Source organism: Cryobacterium serini, assembly GCF_004404025.1.
In the GTDB taxonomy this organism is placed as follows: domain Bacteria; phylum Actinomycetota; class Actinomycetes; order Actinomycetales; family Microbacteriaceae; genus Cryobacterium; species Cryobacterium serini.
This window is the reverse complement of sequence record NZ_SOHN01000016.1, coordinates 226,068-245,180: the sequence shown is the minus strand read 5'-3', so window position 1 is coordinate 245,180 and position 19,113 is coordinate 226,068. Positions and strand designations below refer to the sequence as shown.

Below are 19,113 nucleotides of genomic sequence, written 5' to 3'. Positions count from 1 at the left end.
TCGCTCGTACCGCGTCGATGAGCGCGTCGAAGCCGAGCTCGAAGTGCTCATCTCTGATCTGCGCGCCGGGGTGTGCGTCAAACCAGCGGATGGTGTTGCGCGCGCGGAATGGGATACCGCTGTTTACCTGCGTTTCTCAAACGAATTCGCCGGCCAGCCGCCTCGCGGCCTGAGTAGAGAAAAGACTCCTCGCGCACCCGCCAGAGCCCGGTTACCCTTGCTACGTTTCCGTCCTGGGGGAATTGGCCAAGGTGGCGCCACGCGAGGAGCCGAACCTCAGTTTAGGGTACGGCGTGGGGCGTGGCCAACCGAGCGCGGTCTGGGCCGGTGGCGGCAGCATCCTCTGGAAACAGGTAAGATTCTCTGGTGCCGTTGCTTTATTGAAACGGCGGCCAGGAGAATTCGCCTAGTGGCCTATGGCGCACGCTTGGAAAGCGTGTTGGGTGAAAGCCCTCGGGGGTTCGAATCCCCCATTCTCCGCCACAAAAACGCAGCGTGTTGAGTGACGCACAAACCCACTTGCAGGGCTCGAATCCCCCATTCTCCGCCACAAAAACGCAGCATGTTGAGTGACGCACAAACCCACTTGCAGGGCTCGAATCCCCCATTCTCCGCCACAAAAACGCAGCGTGTTGGGTGACGCACAAACCCACTTGCAGGGCTCGAATCCCCCATGCTCCGCCAAAAAAACGCAACGTGTTGGGTGACGCACAAACCCACTTGCGGGGCTCGAATCCCCCATTCTCCGCCAAACGAGTAGAACGCAGTTGGGTGACGCACAGCGCCAATTCGGGGGTTCGAATCCCCCTTTCTCTGTTACACGAGTAGAACGCAGTGCTTCGCAGCACCCGTCAGGCGCTGCCGTCGCGTACGAACAGCTCGCCCTCGACCACACCGGCGAGCGCGCGCGCGACCAGCTCACCGAGCTCGGCGGCGGCACCACGCGGCACGTAGAGCTCGGTCCAAAAAACCTGCGCCGGCGTGAGGGTAACCCCGAGCAGACGCTCGACGTCATCGGGCACGTCGAACCCTTTCGTGCGCAGCACGGTCATGAGCGCCGTGCCGTCCGCCGAACACACCTGCGTTCCGCCGCCGCTCCAGATCGTACGCAGTCCAAGGTGCGGGTCGATCCTTACCGCCGCCATCAGATGGTCGGCAAGGTCGATCGCGCGCGGCGACACGATCACGAGTTCACGGCTCATCGGGCGCCTCCGCGGCGTGCATCAGCGGCAGAATCCGGCAGGCCAAGCGCTCTCGCCACGTCGACCGCGCTGAACTCCGCCGCCACGTCGACGAACTGCTGCCAGCTGCCCCGGCCCTCGCGGGTGAACGGCAGCACGAGCGACGGGATGCGCGGCCGACCGGCGCGAAAGGCGCCGAAGCGAGACTCAACATCCGTCACGGTGATCTTGAGATCCTGCACAGCGCGCGGGCCAAGCACGACCGCCACCGGAACCGGCGGCGCCGCCAGCACCGGATCGATCGACAGGTCGGCGCGACCGCGCAACAGAAAAGCGGAGGCGATCAGCACCGACTGCGCATCGGCCAGCCGTCCAAGAACGGCCGGCGTAGCCTCGATCACCGTGCGGGCACTGGCCTCGTCCTCGCCGAGGGCCACGAGCAGTTTCGTCTCCTCGGTGACGCCGCGGGCGCTGCGGCTGACGCGCACGGTGGCCGTCATCGCGCGTTCGCCGCGCCCCACCACATAGACCTTCGATTCATTGGGCATGCGACCGCGCACGAACCGCGTCAGGTTCTCACGGGTCCAGTGCAGGCCGGCGGGCTCGTTCACGCCCCAGGCCACCGGTAGCGCCGCGGCGAGCTGCGCGGCGAGCAGCTCGACGGTAGCCCCGAGCGTGGTCTCGTCGCGCGCCTGGTGGTTCACCGACACGGTGACCTGCAGCCAGGGTTGCGCGTTCGGCACTGGCGTGAAGAAGTCAGCCGCGGCATCCGTTTTCGTCGTCGACGCTCGGAACGCGTCGTCGAAGGAGGCGATGGCGCGGCCGGTGAGGGCGTCGCGCAGGGCCCCGTCGACGCGGCGCACCACCCAGGCGGCCCCCACGGCGGCCAGCAGCTGCAGCACGCCGAAAGTCACCCGCGACTCCGGCGCCGTCACGAGCAGTACGCGCTTGCCCACGCCGGCGGCGTCGATCGCGAGGCTCGCGAGCCCCTCGGTTGCCGCCACGAGCGGCGCGTCGCTGATGGTCGCGACGTAGCCGTCACCCGCAAAGTCGACAAGCGGATGCTCGACGCTCGCGTTCGCCCCGACCCGCTGCGCCATTATCGCCATTAAATACTCACCTTCCGGAGGAAACATCTATCATCTCGGGCGCAATGCCCTCGAGCTCGCCAAGCTGCACGCCCGAACTAGAGATCCGGGTTCGCCTGAGTAATGTCTGTCCTGACGTCGCCGGCCTCGGACACCTCAAATTTACCCGCAAGACTTCCACCGCTTCGATACATGTCACCGAACTGAAAATTCGGCGCGAATCGTCTCCTCCTCAGCCACCCGGCATCACTTCCACCCATGAACGTTCTCGTCCCATGACGGCAACGAGGACCCCGTGGGCATTCGTCGCTGCCTGATCGGCTCGACGAGATGCGGTTGTGCCGGTAAGTGCCGTGACTTCCTCACTCAAGTCCTCACGTCTGTCGGCAACGCCCCTGTCAGGACACCCATGATGCCGGGGCCAGCTGGCTGGTTTTCACGTCCTCCAGGGCGTCCTTGGGAAGCGTGACTTCATACACTCCGGCCTCCAACTTGACGAGCCGCAGGCCCTCCGCGAGGTCAGCATTGTGGCCCACGTAGGAACCGCGCGATCGATCTACACCGGTCGCGTCAGTCCACTCGTCGACGATGCGCAACTCGAGGCCGTTCCAATTGGCCTCCACGCTAAGCTCGAGAATTTGCTGAGCATCCTCCCGCGCGATTTCCCGCCGCCACGTACCGGCAGCGGTTTGCACGAACAGAGAATCCGCCGGTTCCGCATCCATCGCCAGGGCAACGCGGCTCCCACCCTCCAGAACATCCGCGACGTAATACGCGCCGTTGAACGACGCGAGAGTCCCGACGAAACGCGAGCGCGGCAACCGGCGGCCAACGGCCACCCCATCCACGACCCAGCCACGGCCCACGTCGGGATAACGCGCCAGCTCTTGTGACGAGCCATCGGCGAAGATCCGCACCAGCACAGAGTCGGGGGCAAGCCTTGTGTGCGTGAGCCACCACACGGGCACGATCCGACCCTCGGCGGTCGCGAATCCGGTACCGGTGAATGGTGCCCGGTCAACGAAGGGTCCGCCGGTCAGCGCCCGAGTCGCCTGGTCGACGCCGCCGATCGCATTCACAAACTGCAGGGTCGGATACGACGGAAACCGAAGCACATCAACGAAAGGGTCGGCCGCAAAGAAGGGCGACCCCGGGTAGCCCAGACCGTGAATCTCGAACAGTTGAGCCGGCGTCGTCGCGTAGGCCACGTCGTCGACCTGGACGACAAATCCCGCCACGCGATCCCACCCCGAGGCCAGATACGCGGCGCTCGCCTGCGGTGTGACGACCTTTTGCAGAATCGTGCTCACGCTGAATCCTCACATTTCGTCAATTGGCTCATGGGTCTTGCCCCAAATTATGCGCCGCGCAGATTAGATATCTCCCAATCGACCGGGGGCAGCTCAGAAAGCGCGACCGGTCCAACTGTGTACTCCAGCGTCGAGACCTCATCGAGCGGCACACCGTGACCGGGCAGGTAGGCAACCCCGGCCGGTTCGTTGAGACCGTCAAGGGGTTGGCGCTTGCCCCGCCATTCCACTGTCGCCTCGATGCGTCGCGGACAGGTGACATTCGCCTCGGCCACGACTGCCCGCCACTCCACCGGAGCGTTACGGCCGTTGACCATAGCGTGAATGACAAAATCGTCCGTCACGGTCTCTCCGAGGTTCCTTCGCACGATGATGCCAGCGACCTGTTCGTCTCTCGAGGCGGGGAGCAACACCACTCCCGTACGTCCGCGAACCAGCCCGACACACCCGATCACCGCGCCCTGGCCCACGGGCCGCTCAGTCGACGTCCACGAACGCAGGCTGAGCTCGGCACGCCCAACTACGGCGGACCATCCACTCTTCGCGTTGGCGCCATGCCGAATCTCGGGATGCTCGACGGTCGGCACTCCCCCTTTCTCCACGAAAATATGCGCCCGTTCGCCGCGGATTCCGGCGACCTTCACCGTTATGTCACGCCAGATGGCGGTCCATTCCACGTGGCGCAGGCCCGGCACCTGGTCTCGCCGCACCAGACGCGTGAACGCCCCATACCCGTCCGAAAGCCACTCTCCTTCGCCCTGCGGCTCGCCGCCGCCCAACCACACGAGCTGTAGCTGAGGCACCCCGGCCAGACTCACGATTCCTCCGGAATCCGCCACACCGAAGTCGATGCCATCGATAGTCGTCAGCAGCCCGGGCAGCGGCGTGTTCTCATCGATCACGTCCCAGGTCGACGTGCGCGTCAACCAGAACTGATCCAACTTCGAGAAGTCGACCTCACCCACCATGAGGGGTGACCGTGAATCGCGGTAGGTCGGGTCCAGAAAATCTCTGTTTTGCACACCGTTGATCGGCAGTTCCCCAATGACGACCACCAGATTGTCGCCACTCACCGAGGACACAACCACCCGCACGCCGTCAAAGCGGGCGGACCCGGCGATATGCACCTGGCCGCCGAGTGGGCGGTAATCCCTGAGAGCATCGACGTGCAGGGGATGCGTCAAGTCTTGCGCCTCGCGATCGAAACTCACCTGCTGTGCCTCCCGTCCGCACCCTGGGCATCTCCCACGGTATTGGGCACAATGCCATTCTTCACCATTCGCGGATCGATCACCGAACGACTGCCACTGCGCCCGATCGAGTCACATCGACCAATAACCAGGTGCCGGGGGCACTGGGGTCGGAGCGCCCAAAGACTCCGACAATCTCTCGTGTCCCGTCGGGCAGTGTGCGCCATAATTCTGCACCGTTGGGAATGTCGATCCGTGTTTGACCGAAAGTCCCTTCTGGCACGAATCCTGATCCGGTTCCAGAGAAACCCGACCCACGGAAGGGGTTCTCGGTGTCGAGGGAGAGTGCCTTGGGGAGGTCAAACCCGATTGACGGATATCTGGCCTCAAATATGTCCTTCTGCGGTCCGGGAAGCCCGTCCCAGAAGACTTTGATAGCGGTGGTGCGTGCGGTGGTATCTGTGATGTTCACAATGTTGTCGGGCACGGCGTCGTGTAACCACCTAATAGCGGAATCCGGTACGGAAGGGTGCACCCCTGAAGGCGTCTCAAACCGCACGTCGAAATACGGCCTGCGAGCTGCGAGATCACTCGTGTACTTGCTCCCGGGATAGTTCAGACCCAAGGCGTCATGCAGCTGCTGGGTCGTCATGCCGAGTGTGTCGACCGGCCGCGCGACAAAGCCCTGCAATCCCTGGAGCGGCGGCTGTTTACCCTCGATAATCGCCTCTGCCTGCTCAAACGGAATCGTCTTCTGCAGGTGCCCAGTGTTGTCGGGGGACGGCAGGCTGTCCCGAATATCGATCAATTGCGACATTTCATGGCGCGTGAGGCTCGCCACGGGCGACTCGACTAGGTGCCTGAATTCCTGCATTGATACACCGGCCTTGTCGAGAACTGCCGGAAGGCTCTCGTAGAAAGACGAGTACCCGGCGGCAGAAATACCGGCGTCGGAAAGCTCGGGCGTGTAAAGCGTTCCGTCTGCCATGACGACGGGATCAGCCGGAGGCCCAACCGAGCCGACAGCGTCGTTCGCAGTACCGTCAGCAGAAGCACCGTCGGGTATTGCGCCATCAGAAGGGGAACCGCTGGGCCGTGCACCGTCGGGTGTAGCGGCGTCGGGCGTAACGCTGTGGGCGCCGCCCGCGGGCGCAGCGACGTACGAGCCCGGCGTGGGGCTTGTCGGGTGCACGTCGACGTGACTCGCGACGGGCGGAACGGCCGCCTCGACGCGCGGGGCATCCACACGCTCGGCGATGCTGTGCAGGGTGTGGCCGCCGCTGCCGGGCTCGCCGATGGCGAGACGCGGCGGGGCTCCGAAGACGGCTCCGTCGGGGGTGACCGCGGCGAAACCGGGTTCGATCTGCACGGTAGGGATCTGGTCAGCGAGGGAGTGCATCGCCTGGGCGAGCGAGGCGCGACCGATCGAGGCGCCGCCGGCGATGTTCAGTTTCGCGGCATCCGCGAGCACGGTGAGGCCCTGACCCGCGTGCACGCATCCGCCCTGCCGGTGCCCGACGCTGACCTGTCGCCGTCCGACCTGCGCATCACCATGGTGCACCTGCTCAGCGATCGACTGCACGAGCCGTCGGATGTGACGATTCGAGTGACGGTGGCAGATGGACAGGCCGAGATAACAAATGCCCGTGACGACGCCGACGGGCAGGTTGCGGTTCAGCGCGCCGTGCTCGACCGCATTTCGGGCGCGCTGTTTGAGACCGTCGCTCGCATGCTCACCCCCCTGCGGTTGAACCTCACCCGTCAGGACGAGGCGGAATCGGCCCGGGCCGTTGACATCGCCGAACTGCTGGAGATCGAGGATATTTCAACCTTTGATGCGGCATCCGCTTGGCAGCCGCGCTCGCCGCGCGATTTTCTGCGTGTGCCGATCGGACTCGACGATTTCGGCGAGCCGGTGCTGCTCGACCTGAAGGAATCCGCGCAGCTGGGCATGGGACCGCACGGATTGTGTATCGGTGCGACCGGGTCGGGCAAGAGCGAACTGCTGCGCACCCTTATCCTGGCACTCGCGCTCTCGCACGGGCCCAAGGACGTGAGCATGGTGCTCGTGGATTACAAGGGCGGAGCGGCCTTCGCCCCGTTCGCCGGGCTGCCGCACGTGGCCGGCATCATCGACAACCTCGCCGACGATCCGCAGCTGACCCAGCGAGCCCGGGTGAGTATCGCCGGGGAGGTGGTGCGCCGCCAGCAACTGCTCAAGGATGCCGACAATTCCCCGTCGATCACCCATTACCGCCAGTTGCAGGCCACCCGACCCGACCTGCCGGCGCTGCCGCACCTGGTCATCGTCATCGACGAGTTCGGTGAGCTGCTCGCCGCGGAGCCCGATTTTGTTGATCTGCTGCTGACGATCGGCCGGATCGGCCGCTCGATCGGTGTGCACCTGCTGCTGTCCAGCCAACGTATCGAGGCTGGCAAGCTGCGCGGCCTCGAAACGTATCTCTCCTACCGGGTCGGCCTGCGCACGTTCTCGGCGTCGGAAAGCTCGATCGTGCTCGATACACCGGATGCCTTTCACCTGCCGGCCATTCCCGGCTTCGCCTATCTCAAGGTGGACACCTCCATCTACCGACGTTTTCGCTCTGGCTATGTCTCGGGCGCGCTCGCCCAAGCCGAGCTCACGCCGAACGACCGGGACGGTGACCGGCTGGAGGCCCGCCGTCTGCCGCTGTATAACGGGCTCGGGCAGCGCGACGAGTCGGAGACCGCCGAGGAGGCGCTTGCTCGACCGACTACCGGGCGCATTCTGGTGGACGCAGCCGTCGACGAACTGCGTCACGCAGACGTAGCCGTGCCACCGATCTGGCTGTCGCCACTGCCTGAGCGGATGGCGCTCTCCCGCGTCATCGCGGACGTGCCGGCGCCGACACTGCAGGTTGCGATGGGCCTGCTCGACGAACCCGAGAGGCAACGGCAGGATCCGTGGCTGATCGACCTCACCCGCAGCGGCGGACACCTGGCCATCTTCGGCGCCCCGCAGACCGGGCGCAGCACCTTTCTGCGCACCATGGCTGTCTCGCTCTCCCTCACCCACACGCCGCGCCAGGTGAGCGTGTACGCGATGGACTTCACCGGCTCCGGATTGACCCGGATCGACGGTTTTCCGCACGTCGGTGGTGTCGCCACGCGGTCGAATCCCGACCGATTGCGGCGCCTGCTCGAAGAACTCGCCGCGATGCTCACGACCCGGGAGCGTCTGTTCGCCGAGCGCGGTATCGACTCGCTCGCAACCCTGCGCAGCCTGCACGCCGCGGGGCGCGTCCCGGAGCTCGTGGCCGCCGATATCGTGCTGCTCATTGACGGGCTCGGAGCGCTTCGCGCCGACTTCGAGGAGCTGGAACCGGCGCTCTACGACCTTTTAGCGCGCGGCTCGAGTTTCGGCATGCACGTTGTCATGTCGATGACCCGCTGGAACGAACTGCGCATGGCGCAGCAACCGCTCATCGGAACCCGCATTGAACTGCGCCTGAACGATGCCATGGATTCGCAGATGGGCCGCAAATTGTCGGCGACGCTGCGGGTCGACCAGCCGGGGCGGGCACTCACCGACGCCGGCCTGTTCGCGCAGATCGCACTGCCGGTGCTCGACGACACCGCCGACGAGCTCATCGGTGACGAACTCGAGGCCCTCGCTACCCGCTCGGCGCGCAGTTGGGAGGGCCCATCCGCCGCGCCGATTCGGCTGCTGCCGGAGAGTTTCTCGGCCGACGAACTGCCCGACGCGATCGACTCCCCCGACGCGATACCGTTCGGGTTGCGCCAGGACACCATGGAACCCGCCTATCTCGATCTCGCCGCGACCGACCAGCACCTGCTCGTGTTCGGCGATCACGGCTCGGGCAAATCCACCCTGCTGCAGGGGCTCATTCAGGGTCTGACCGAGCGGTTCACACCCGACGAACTCGTCATCGCGATCATGGACGTGCGCGGAGAGATCTCGGCGGCCTGCCCCGATGACTATCTGGGCGGGCTGGCCGCATCGAGTGGCGAAGCGCGTACCCTGGCCGCGGCGATCGCCGGGGAACTGACCCGGCGGCAATCATCCGCCGACCGTTCGGTCGGGCCACGTATCGTGGTCATCGCCGATGACTTCGACATTCTGGCCTCCGGAGGCACGGAACCGCTGAACCCGCTGCTGCCATTTTTGCCGAGTGCCCGCGAGTTGCGATTGAACGTCATCATCACGCGTCCCGTCGCCGGCGCAACGCGAGCGCTCTATGACGTCGTGTTGCAGTCGCTACGCGATACCGGGGCGACGAACCTGATCCTCTGCGGAGAACGCTCAGAGGGGCAAATCTCGCCCGGTGTGTATGCCGAGCAGATGCCGCCCGGTCGCGGCCGACTGGTACGCCGCGGCGACCGACCGCGGATCGTGCAGATCGCCGAAGCACGCGTGCCTGCGGCTCTCTCGTGAGCGTGCGCATCGTGCTCGCCGGCACCGCCGGCGGTGTCGGGACTACAACGCTCGCGGCGCTGTTGTTCGACCGCGTCTCGGCGGTGCCGGGCGGCGTTCCCACCCTCGCCGACCATACTTCGGGCGACCTCGGTGCGCGGGTGGCTCGGGGCGATGGCGCTCTCCTGATCGACCAGGGGCTGCTGCTGCACGACCTCGGCGCCCATGCCGGGGGTGAGGGGCTCGATCTGTTCGAGTCTCCTTCCACCCTCGGCGTTGTCGTAACGGCAAACACGCCGCTCGGGCTCTTTGCCGCCCATCGGTTTCTGGCGGCGGTGCGCACGCGCTACGGCGAGTCGGGGCTTGCTCGCACCACCGTCGTGGCCGTCTCGACCGGTCGCCGTGCGGGCACGTCACGGCTCGTCGCTGGACTGCGCGTAGCGTTCGGTCAGGAGATCCTGGTGGTACTCGGCCACGATGTGGCCCTTGCCGGTGGCGGGCCCATCGCCGCCTCCCGGTTGAACTGGCGCACGGTGACCTCGCGCGACCAAATCGCCCGCCGCCTGCAGGCAGTCATCGGCGGGATCGGCCAGTAGGCCAGGCGAGCCTGCAGGGGTCGGGTCGGGTCGGGTCAGGTCGGATGGCGGCGCAGACGGGGCCGGCCAGTAGGCCAGGCGAGCCTGCAGGGGTCGGGTCGGGTCGGGTCGGGTCGGATCAGGTCAGGTCGGATGGCGGCGCAGACGGGGCCAGCCAGTAGGCCAGGCGAGTCTGCAGGGGTCGGGTCGGGTCGGATCGGGTCAGGTCGGATGGCGGCGCAGACGGGGCCAGCCAGTAGGCCAGGCGAGCCTGCAGGGGCCCGGTCGGATCAGGTCGGATGGCGGCGCCGGCGGGCGCAGTCAGCTTAGGCGCCGGCGCGGTCGGCGAGACCGCGCACAAAGGCGGCCTGGCCGGCGTGCTGCAGGTCGTCGGAGAGCACACTTGCGAGGCGCACGCCGACCGTGACGGCGGGGGTCCAGGAATCGTCGACGACCCGGTCCAGCTCCGCCGCGCTCAGACTGCTCAGATAGGCCAGCGTCGCGGTGTGTACGGCGTCATAGTAGCCGCCAAGCAGGGCCGCGTCGGCGCGAACGGCGGCGACCTCGGCGGAGGTGAAGCCATAGCCGATCCGCTTCGGCGCGAACGGCAGGTCGAATCGTTCGGCCCACCCCTGCCCGGTGTACACCTGCTCGGTGCCGGCCAGGTCGGCGATGTGGTCGTCCTGCAGGCGGGACAGATGCCAGGTGAGCCAGGCAATCGTGTTGGCGTCGGCATCCACTCGATACGTCAGGGTGGCGACAGTCGCATTCTTCAGGGCCGCGCGCACGCTGCCCTGGATACGGGAAAACTCTTCGATGAGCAGTTCGGACAGGGTCATAGCTCTCCTTAGTCGTGCTCCTAACGTACCCCGGCTGACGCATAAGCCCCCGAAGTCGGGGCCCTGGCCCGGACCAGCGCAGTGATGCTTCGGGCCGCCGGCACGGGGAGCGCTACCGACGGTAGGCGCTGACCTCTGTTGCCTTGACCGAGAGCCAGACCGCCGAACCGAGCTGCAGGCCGAGATCGGCGACCGCGGCGGGAGTAAGTTCGGCGATGACCTCGGGGTCACCGCTCGTGCGCAGGCGCACGCCGCCGCTGCCCGGCTCGATGGCGGTCACCCGGGCCGACCAGACGTTGCGGGGGCTCGCGTGACGCGGCTGCTCTGTTTGCACGACGACGGATGTCGGGCGAAAGACCGCCGCGGCCAGAGCGTGCTGCTCGCACCCAGTGACGGCCGCGGCGTGAGGCGCGGAGCTCGCCAAGGCCGGGGCAGCTGCGGTCGGGCTGGAGGGTGCAACAGGGAAGTCGAGGGTGGCGGCATCCGCTGGACGCACCCAGAAAATGCGGCCATCGGGGGCGACGACGGCGCCGTTCTGCACGGTACCGACGACAAGGTTGACCCCGGCGAGGGCCGCGACGAACGGATTGCGCGGGGCTGCGAGCACCTCGGCGGTCGTGCCCTCGTCGATGAGTGCGCCGTCGTGCAGCACGGCGACTCGATTTGCGAGTACGACCGCGTCGACGATGTCGTGGGTGACGATGATGGCGCTCGTGCCGGTGTCGGCAAGCTGCTCGCGGATGAGCTGGCGCATGAACGGGGCGGTCTCGGCGTCGAGGGCGGCCATCGGTTCGTCGAGCAGGAGCACGCGCGGGCCGGCCGCCAGGGCGCGGGCGAGGGCGACCCGCTGCTGCTGTCCCCCGGAGAGGGCGCCGGGCTTGCTGTCACCGAGGTCGTGCAGGCCGACGCGGTCGAGCCAGCGGTCGGCCTCTTTTCGGGCCTGGGCGGCGGTCAGTCGCGCTTCGCCAACGCGTAACGCGAACGCCACGTTGGCGCGGGCACTCAGATGCGGAAACAGCAGGGAGTCTTGACCGAGCAGGCCGATACCCCGTCGTTCGGGTGCTACGAAACGCCCCGGCCCGGTCAGGACGGCGCCGTCGATCGTGACGGTTCCAGCGTCGGGGGTGGCGAGGCCGGCGAGCAGGTCGAGCACGGTTGACTTGCCCGAGCCGTTCGGGCCGAGGAGCGCGAGCACCTCACCGGGCGCGAGGGTGAGCTGCAGGTCGAGGGTGAACGAGCCGCGAGTGAGCTGCAGATTCGCCTCGAGCAGGGCATTGGCGGCGGATTTCCAGAGGGCGGGGGTCACGAAATATCCGCTCCTAGCGGGTTCACGAGAGTACGCTCGCTCGACGGGTTCCAACCAGCACGAGGATGATCACGGCGACCGCTATGAGCAGCAACGACAGGGCAACGGCCTGGTCGGTCGTCACGCCAGAGCCGTTGAAGGCGGTGTAGATGGCGAGGGGCATGGTGCGGGTGACGCCAGCTTGATTGCCGGCGAACAGGGCTGTCGCGCCAAACTCTCCGAGGGCGCGGGCAAAGCTCAAAACGGTTCCGGCGAGCAGGCCGGGGGCCACCAGCGGCAGCGTGATGCGGGCGAAGACCGTTCCGCGACCGGCGCCGAGGGTCGCGGCAACGCGTTCGTAGCGCACCCCGGCGGTGCGCAGGGCGCCCTCGACCGCGATCACCAGGAAGGGCAGGGCAACGAAGGTTTGCGCGATAACGACCGCGGCCGTCGTGAACGGAATGCGCAGCCCAGCAAGTTCGAGGGTGCTGCCGAGCACGCCGCCGCGTCCCAACAGGGAGAGCAGCGCGATGCCTCCGACGAGGGGCGGCAACACGAGCGGCACGGTCACGAGCGCGCGTAACAGGCCGGCCACGCGCGGCTGCGATCGGGCGATGACGACGGCCAGCGGCACGCCGAGCAGCAGGCAGAGCACCGTCGAAACGGATGCTGTCGCCAGCGATAACCCCAGCGGCTGCAGGGCTTCTTGTGAGAGGAGCAAAGCGGGCAGGCCGGGCCAGTCGACCTGGAGCAGCAGACCGGCGAGTGGCAGAACGAGCAGGGCCAGGCCGATGCTCGCGGGCAGATAGAGCAGGCGGGGGATCATGCGCGCCGCTTCCGGTGCGCCGGGCGTGCGCACCGGTGGATGCCGCCTCTGGCCGTGACTTCCCGGGCCCGGGCCCGGTCGGTGGGCCCATGATCTATCGTGGGCCCGGTTGCATAAGGTGGGCCCGGTCGCGCGATCCCGCATCCGGGGACGTTCGCCGTTCCGGGCCCGCCTGTGCCGATAGCGATATGCCGCGCAATGTGCGTCTCGTTCCGGGCCCGGGCCCGGTCGGTGGGCCCATGATCTATCGTGGGCCCGGTTTCCGGGCCCGGGCCCGGGCGGCAAAGAACCGTCACGGAGCGAGAAACCCGTGGGCGGCGAGCACTGCCTGACCAGCCGGCGAGAGCACCAGGTCGACGAAAGCCTGGGCGGCCGCGGCGTGCGCGCTGTCGGCTACGACCGCGATCGGATAGTGCCCGACGACCGCATCCGCTCCGGCCGGGGTTACGCCCTGGATACGGTCGGGGTTGGCGGCGACGTCTGTCGCGTAGACGAGGCCGGCATCCGCTTCACCCCCGGCGATCTTAGTGACGACGGCCGTCACATTCTGTTCCTCGCTCGCGGGTGTGAGGCTGACGCCCGCGTTGGCGAGCAGGCTGGCGGATGCCGCGCCGCACGGCACCTGCGCCGCGCACAGCACGGTGATCACGCCGGGGCGGGCGAGATCTTGCAGGGTCTCGATCTGGAGCGGGTTGCCGGGGGCGACCGCAATACGGAGGGTGTTACCGGCGAACACGGTGGCGGGGCCGACCAGTGCGTCGTCGGCGAGCGGCTGCAGGTTCTTCTGGTCGGCACTGGCAAACACATCGGCGGGGGCGCCGGCCGCGATCTGGGTGGCGAGGGTGGAGGACCCGTCATAGGTGACCTGCACGTCGACGGCCGGATTCTGGTCTTCGAGCAGGGTGGCGAGCTCGTCGAAGGCACCGGTGAGGGACGCTGCGGCGTAGACGCTGAGGGTCTGGGGCGCAAGGCCACTCGCGCTCGGTCGACCGGTGTCCGAGGCGTTCGATGGTGCACAGCCGGTGAGGGCCAGGGCGAGCACGGCCAGGGCTGCGAGGGCCGGGCGGGTCACGGCATCCGTCCTGGAGTTTCGACGATCACGTTGGTGGCCTTGATCACGGCAACACCGAGCGAACCGATCTCGAGGCCGAGTTCACGCACGGCCTCGCTCGACATGAGCGAGACCACGCGGTGCGGGCCACACTGCAGTTCGACCTGGGCCATAACCGTGTCCATCGTGATGGCGGTGACGATGCCCACGAACCGGTTGCGGGCGCTGCGGCCCACGCTCGACGGGTCGGTCGGGGTGCTCGCCTGATCGACCGCGAAGGCCGCGAGCGCGGTTCCGTCGACGGCGAGGCGACCGGAGGCGTCGGCATCCGCTGCAAGACGGCCACCGTCGACCCAGCGTCGTACGGTGTCGTCGCTGACGCCGAGCAGCTCGGCGGCCTCACTGATCCGATATTGCGTCATGAATGGCACGATAGCACCGCATCTGCGGTTTTAACCCGTCCGGTTGTTTAGGAAACCACTCTCGGCTGTCGCGGATACCACTCCTTGCCGTCCGAGAAACCAGGTCGGGCTGGCCCGCGAACCACTCTGTGTTGTTCCAGAAAGCACGTCGGTCTCACCCGCGCCATGCGCATAACTCCTGCAAATTGCTGAGTTCGACTGGTAGGTTCCGCTCAGATAGGAGCAGAGTGACGGCGGCGGCGACAGATTGCAGGAGTTATGCGCTCTGCAGGGCGGTTGGGCGGTTGGGCGGCAGCCTCCCGCCCAGCTGGTGGCCGAGGGGCCGCGCAGCGCCTAGCGTTAAGCCATGGCTATTCCTCCCCTTGTCGAGCCCGTTGATCGGCTCAGCGCCTTAGAATCCGTGCGCACCGCCCGCCAACGCCGCCTCCCGCAGCTCAATGAACTCGGTCAGCGCCGCCTCGCCAACGCCCGAGTGCTCGTGCTCGGCGCCGGTGGGCTCGGCTCCCCCGCCCTGCTCTACCTCGCAGCGGCCGGCGTTGGCACCATCGGCATTGTCGACGGTGACGACGTGGAACCGAGCAACCTGCAGCGCCAGATCGTTCACGGGCAAGCGGATGTCGGCCGCCCCAAGGTAGACAGCGCGGCCGAGCGCATCGCCGAGATCGCTCCGGAAACCACGGTCGTCCGGCACTCCGAGCGCCTCGTGGCGAGCAACGCCGCCGAGATCATCGGCGGCTACGACATCGTCATCGACGGCACCGACAACTTTCCAACCCGGTTCCTCGTGAACGACACCTGCGCGCGGCTCGGGCTGCCGCTGGTGTGGGCATCCGTTTTGCGATTCGACGCCCAGCTCTCAGTGTTCTGGGCCACTCCGCCGGTCGGTAGCGGCGTCACCGGAGTGCACCTGCGCGACCTGTTTCCGACGCCACCGGCCGAGGGCGAAGTGCCCAACTGCGCCGACGCCGGTGTGCTCGGAGCGCTGTGCGGCCAGGTCGGGTCGCTCATGGCGACCGAAACCATCAAGCTCATCACCGGGATCGGCACGCCGCTGATCGGCCGGGTGCTCGTGATTGACGCGCTGTCGGGTCGGTTCAGCGAGATTCCGTTGCTCGGAACCGGCATTGCCGCCGAGCCGACCGCCGCCGAGATCGCCGGCGAGCTCGCCCGGGCTGCCATGACGAGCTACCCCGAGGTCTCAAGCGTGGAACTTGTTCACCGCCTCGCCGCCCAGAGCGCCGGCACCGACAAATTTCTCGTCGTGGACGTGCGCGAGCCGAATGAATTCGCCGAAAGCTCGATTCCGACGGCCCAGCTCCTGCCCATCGGTGAGCTTCTCACCAATGGGGTGGTCTCGGACAGTGGCCGCGCCGCGCTGCCCCAAAACACCCCGCTGATCGTGCACTGCCACGCCGGCGGCCGGGCCGCCCGCGCCGCGAACGCGCTGCGTGAGGCGGGATTCACCGATGTCTCGGTGCTCAGTGGCGGGATCCTCGCCTGGGATGACCTCGTCACCGCCGGGGGCGCCCCGGGTGTCGGCAGCCGCTGGACCGAACCAGAGCCCGTCCCGGCCGGGCGGCACGCCTCGACGAGCGACGCCGGCAACGCCGACCAGTCCGACAGCCAGGTCTAGCCCGTGACTGACACCGAACGCACACACGGGCACTCGCACACCGATCGGGCGGATGCCTGCGCGCCCGCCGCAACCGCGCGAAGCGTTGCCGAGCAACTCGCGATCGTGCTCGGCAGTGTCGATCCCCTGCCGCCCGTGCGGGTCGAGCTCGACGAGGCCCGCGGGCTCGTGCTGGCCGAAGACGTACTCACGGTGACCGATACGCCTCCCTTCGACAACTCCGCCATGGACGGCTACGCCGTTATCCGCACCGACCTGCTCGAAGCAACCGCTCACAACCCGATCACCCTGCCCGTCGTGGCCGACCTCGCCGCCGGAACGGACCAGAACCCGGCTCTGGCACCCGGGCAGGTCGCGCGCATCATGACGGGAGCGCCGATTCCCGACGGGGCGGATGCCGTCGTGCCGATCGAAGACACCGACCAGGGCACCGAACAGGTCACCGTCGTTCGAGCACCCGAGCCCGCGGCACACATCCGCCGGGCCGGCGAAGACGCCCACGCCGGCGACCGGGTGCTGCGCACGGGCAGCGTGCTCTGGCCCACCCGGGTCGCCGCAGCGGCGAGCGCCGGAACCAGCACGGTACTCGTGCACCCCGCTCCACGGGTGGCCGTGATCTCGACCGGCAGCGAACTCGTCACTCCCGGCAGCCCGACGCGTCGCGGCCAGATTCCCGACTCGAACTCCTTTCTGCTCTCGGCGGCCGTCGCCGAGGCCGGCGGTAGCGCCGTTCGGATCGGCGCCGTGCCCGACGACGACGACGTGCTGCGCGCGGTGCTCACCGAGCTGGTCGGCAAAGTCGACGTGATCGTGCTCTCCGGCGGGGTGAGCGTCGGAGCGTACGACGTGGTCAAAGCCGTGCTGAAGCCGCTCGGTACCGTCGACTTCGGACCGGTCAAGATGCAACCCGGTAAGCCGCAGGGTTTCGGCCGCTGGCCCGCTACCGACAATGTGCCCGGACCGCTCATCTTCGCCCTGCCCGGCAACCCGGTCAGCGCCTACGTCTCATTCGAGGTGTTCGTGCGACCCGCTCTGCGGCGTCTGCTCGGGCACGGGAGCCTGCAGCGGCGCACGATCACAGCTACCGTCGTCGATGACTGGCGTTCCCCGCCCGGACGCGCCCAGTACATGCCCGTCATCGTCACGCACCGTACCGATGGCACCGAAGACAGCATGGAAGCACGCCCGGCCTCCCGCGGCGGCTCGGGCTCACACCTCGTCGCCGGCCTCGCGCAGGCCAACGGACTCGCCATCATCGCCGAAGACACGACTCACATTCGCGGCGGCGACCTCATCACTGTCATGCTGACATCATGACGCACACCACCGACACGACCGGAGCGGTTATGCCCGCACAGCTATTCACCCACCTCGATTCGGCCGGACAGGCTCGCATGGTCGACGTGACCAACAAGGTTCCGACCGTGCGCAGCGCCACCGCCGCCGGCTTCGTGCGCTGTGGCGCGAGAGTGATCGCCGCCCTCCGTGACGGCACCGCGCCCAAGGGCGACGTGCTCGCCGTGGCCCGCATCGCCGGAATCCAGGGCGCCAAGAAGACCGCCGACCTGCTCCCACTGGCCCACGTAATCGGCGTGCACGGCGCTGTCGTCGACCTCGTCGTCGACGATGACGGCGTCAGCATCACCGCCACCGTGCGCACCGCCGACCGCACCGGCGTCGAAATGGAGGCGTTCACCGCCGTCTCGGTCGCTGCCCTGGCCGTCGTCGACATGGTCAAGGGCCTCGATAAATCCGTCACGATCGAGAACGTGCGCCTGCTCGCCAAGAGCGGCGGCAAGAGCGGCGACTGGCTGCGCGCTTGACCTGGCCAGTTCCCGGCACATCCGCCGGACAAAACGGATGCAGCGCCACGAGCGCGCCCACATTCGGCAACCGCGTTGCCGGTTACCGGTTACCGAAGCATCCACCGAAATCAGGCGCGCCCATCTCCCCGGCCGGCGGCGTGAAGTCCGCCGCACAAAACGGATGCGGCGCCACGAGCGCGCCCACATTCGGCAACCGCGTTGCCGGTTACCGAAGCATCCACCGAAATCAGGCGCGCCCATCTCCCCGGCCGGCGGCGTGAAGTCGGCTGCAGGCGCCACGGTCGATTTGATCGTGCTCGCCGGCGGACGCGGCAGCCGACTCGGCGGCGCGCTCAAGCCCGCGGTCGAGGTTGCCGGGCGCACCCTGCTCTCCCGGGTTCTCGACGCTCGCCCGGTCGCCCGGCACGCTGTCGTCGTCGGACCGCCCGCCGCTCGGCCCGCCGCCGGCGAGCGAGTGAGCGATGCCCTGATCTGGGCCCTCGAAGATCCACCGTTCGGCGGCCCGGTGGCCGGCATAGCGGCCGGCCTCACAGCGCTCGAGGCGAACGCCGATTGGGTGCTCGTACTCGCCTGCGATCTGCCCTGGGGAGCGGATGCCGCGCGCCTGCTCGTCGCGGCAGCATCCGCTCTCGAGACCGTCGGTGAACAGACCATCGGTGAACAGACCGAAGGCCTGCACCTCACCGACGACACCGGCCATGCCCAATGGCTTGCCGGGATCTACCGGGCACCCGCCCTGCGCGCCGCTGTGGCCCGACTCGGCGATGGCGTCAATGGTGCCAGCATGCGTGAGCTGCTCGCGGGACTACACCTCATGGGGCTGCTGGACGAATCCGAAGCCGGTGCTGACGTGGACACGTGGGAAGATGTTAAGCGCAGCACCGCTCGCCTGGCCGGTGCTCCGACAATTCTGTCCGACCCGAGGAGTGACCCCCAATGAGCTCTACACCGTTGCCTCCCGAAGCGCTCGATGAGTGGCTCACCGCTCTCGCCGACCGGCTCCAGCTCGACCCGGCCGACGTGCCGGTGGGAGACCTGCTCGATGCGGCCCGCGATATTGCCCACAATGTGGCCCGGCCGGCCGCTCCGCTCAGCACCTTTCTGATCGGCCTCGCCGCCGCGAAAAACGGTGGGACGGGCGCCGATATTGAAGCTGCCTGCGCCGCCGCGAGCGAACTCGCCCTCGACTGGGCCCCCGAGAAGCCCTGATGGCGACCCTGCGATTCTTTGCCGGCGCAGCCGAAGCCGCCCAGACCGAAACAGCCACGCTCGACGCTGGCACGATCGGCGAGCTGCGGACCCAACTCGGCGAGGCCTACGGCACCGAGTTCGTACGCGTGCTGGGATTGTGTTCCCTGCTGGTGAACGGCGCCCGCGCCGGCGATGACGCGGTCAGGCTCGCGCCCACCGACGCGGTCGACGTGCTCCCGCCCTTCGCCGGCGGCTGAATAGCCTGGACCTCGTTGACACCTG

General features: G+C 67.6%; 18 protein-coding genes, 1 tRNA gene and 1 other RNA gene. 9 read left to right on the top strand and 11 right to left on the bottom strand.

From position 1 onward, the window contains the following. Positions 1 to 177: 177 nt before the first annotated feature. An RNA gene (gene ffs, locus E3T51_RS13175) (signal recognition particle sRNA small type) lies at positions 178 to 274 on the bottom strand. A 121-nt stretch (positions 275 to 395) separates the two neighbouring features. On the opposite strand from ffs, the gene E3T51_RS13170 reads away from it, so the two are divergent. Next, a tRNA-Ser gene (locus tag E3T51_RS13170) sits at positions 396 to 483 on the top strand. Positions 484 to 851: 368 nt separating this feature from the next. Here E3T51_RS13170 and E3T51_RS13165 read toward each other — a convergent pair. The 5 genes from E3T51_RS13165 to E3T51_RS13145 form a co-directional block, all read right to left on the bottom strand. Next, positions 852 to 1,202 carry a hypothetical protein gene (locus E3T51_RS13165; RefSeq protein WP_134530217.1) on the bottom strand — a complete coding sequence of 117 codons (351 nt, stop codon included), beginning with the start codon at positions 1,200 to 1,202 and terminating at the stop codon, positions 852 to 854. Further along, positions 1,199 to 2,290: a DUF6177 family protein gene (locus tag E3T51_RS13160; RefSeq protein ID WP_134530216.1), complete on the bottom strand. Its 1,092-nt coding sequence runs from the start codon at positions 2,288 to 2,290 to the stop codon at positions 1,199 to 1,201. The genes E3T51_RS13165 and E3T51_RS13160 overlap by 4 nt, the downstream gene beginning before the upstream one ends. Before the next feature lie 377 nt (positions 2,291 to 2,667). Further along, on the bottom strand, positions 2,668 to 3,579 hold the full coding sequence (locus E3T51_RS13155) for a hypothetical protein (protein ID WP_134530215.1): 912 nt from the start codon (positions 3,577 to 3,579) through the stop codon (positions 2,668 to 2,670). A gap of 47 nt (positions 3,580 to 3,626) precedes the next feature. After that, positions 3,627 to 4,790, bottom strand: a complete 1,164-nt coding sequence (locus tag E3T51_RS13150; protein ID WP_134530214.1) for a hypothetical protein — start codon at positions 4,788 to 4,790, stop codon at positions 3,627 to 3,629. Positions 4,791 to 4,869: 79 nt separating this feature from the next. Continuing rightward, on the bottom strand, positions 4,870 to 6,264 hold the full coding sequence (locus tag E3T51_RS13145; protein ID WP_134530213.1) for a hypothetical protein: 1,395 nt from the start codon (positions 6,262 to 6,264) through the stop codon (positions 4,870 to 4,872). On the opposite strand from E3T51_RS13145, the gene eccCb reads away from it, so the two are divergent. After that, a complete protein-coding gene (eccCb, locus tag E3T51_RS13140; RefSeq protein ID WP_241989324.1) occupies positions 6,259 to 9,204 on the top strand; it encodes a type VII secretion protein EccCb in 2,946 nt (981 codons plus the stop codon). The genes E3T51_RS13145 and eccCb overlap by 6 nt on opposite strands. Continuing rightward, positions 9,201 to 9,779 (top strand): hypothetical protein, encoded by a 579-nt coding sequence (locus E3T51_RS13135; protein WP_134530212.1) that lies wholly within the window; start codon positions 9,201 to 9,203, stop codon positions 9,777 to 9,779. The genes eccCb and E3T51_RS13135 overlap by 4 nt, the downstream gene beginning before the upstream one ends. A 305-nt stretch (positions 9,780 to 10,084) precedes the next feature. Here E3T51_RS13135 and E3T51_RS13130 read toward each other — a convergent pair whose 3' ends face one another. From E3T51_RS13130 to E3T51_RS13110, 5 genes are all read right to left on the bottom strand, one after another. Then, positions 10,085 to 10,597: a mycothiol transferase gene (locus tag E3T51_RS13130; protein ID WP_134530211.1), complete on the bottom strand. Its 513-nt coding sequence runs from the start codon at positions 10,595 to 10,597 to the stop codon at positions 10,085 to 10,087. A 112-nt stretch (positions 10,598 to 10,709) separates the two neighbouring features. Continuing rightward, positions 10,710 to 11,903, bottom strand: coding sequence for a sulfate/molybdate ABC transporter ATP-binding protein (locus tag E3T51_RS13125; RefSeq protein WP_241989323.1), 1,194 nt, complete (start codon positions 11,901 to 11,903; stop codon positions 10,710 to 10,712). Between the two features lie 22 nt (positions 11,904 to 11,925). Further along, a complete protein-coding gene (locus E3T51_RS13120; RefSeq protein ID WP_104192567.1) occupies positions 11,926 to 12,708 on the bottom strand; it encodes an ABC transporter permease in 783 nt (260 codons plus the stop codon). A 292-nt stretch (positions 12,709 to 13,000) separates the two neighbouring features. Next, complete coding sequence (modA, locus tag E3T51_RS13115) at positions 13,001 to 13,780, bottom strand: molybdate ABC transporter substrate-binding protein (RefSeq protein ID WP_134530210.1); 780 nt, start codon at positions 13,778 to 13,780, stop codon at positions 13,001 to 13,003. Beyond that, entirely contained in the window at positions 13,777 to 14,181 is a 405-nt protein-coding gene (locus tag E3T51_RS13110) for a TOBE domain-containing protein (protein WP_134530209.1), read from the bottom strand. The genes modA and E3T51_RS13110 overlap by 4 nt, the downstream gene beginning before the upstream one ends. Before the next feature lie 346 nt (positions 14,182 to 14,527). Here E3T51_RS13110 and E3T51_RS13105 point away from each other — a divergent pair, with 346 nt between their 5' ends. From E3T51_RS13105 to E3T51_RS13080, 6 genes are all read left to right on the top strand, one after another. After that, positions 14,528 to 15,814 (top strand): ThiF family adenylyltransferase, encoded by a 1,287-nt coding sequence (locus E3T51_RS13105; RefSeq protein ID WP_134530208.1) that lies wholly within the window; start codon positions 14,528 to 14,530, stop codon positions 15,812 to 15,814. Positions 15,815 to 15,817: 3 nt separating this feature from the next. Beyond that, complete coding sequence (gene glp / locus E3T51_RS13100; protein WP_134530207.1) at positions 15,818 to 17,131, top strand: molybdotransferase-like divisome protein Glp; 1,314 nt, start codon at positions 15,818 to 15,820, stop codon at positions 17,129 to 17,131. After that, complete coding sequence (gene moaC, locus E3T51_RS13095) at positions 17,128 to 17,637, top strand: cyclic pyranopterin monophosphate synthase MoaC (protein WP_241989322.1); 510 nt, start codon at positions 17,128 to 17,130, stop codon at positions 17,635 to 17,637. Before glp ends, moaC begins: the two co-directional genes overlap by 4 nt. Positions 17,638 to 17,896: 259 nt before the next feature. Next, positions 17,897 to 18,580: a molybdenum cofactor guanylyltransferase gene (gene mobA, locus E3T51_RS13090; protein WP_198417870.1), complete on the top strand. Its 684-nt coding sequence runs from the start codon at positions 17,897 to 17,899 to the stop codon at positions 18,578 to 18,580. Then, the gene (locus tag E3T51_RS13085; RefSeq protein WP_134530205.1) at positions 18,577 to 18,849 is read left to right on the top strand and encodes a DUF6457 domain-containing protein; all 273 of its coding nucleotides are present in this window, start codon (positions 18,577 to 18,579) and stop codon (positions 18,847 to 18,849) included. Before mobA ends, E3T51_RS13085 begins: the two co-directional genes overlap by 4 nt. Next, the gene (locus tag E3T51_RS13080; RefSeq protein ID WP_134530204.1) at positions 18,849 to 19,088 is read left to right on the top strand and encodes a MoaD/ThiS family protein; all 240 of its coding nucleotides are present in this window, start codon (positions 18,849 to 18,851) and stop codon (positions 19,086 to 19,088) included. Before E3T51_RS13085 ends, E3T51_RS13080 begins: the two co-directional genes overlap by 1 nt. The last annotated feature ends 25 nt before the right edge of the window (positions 19,089 to 19,113 follow it).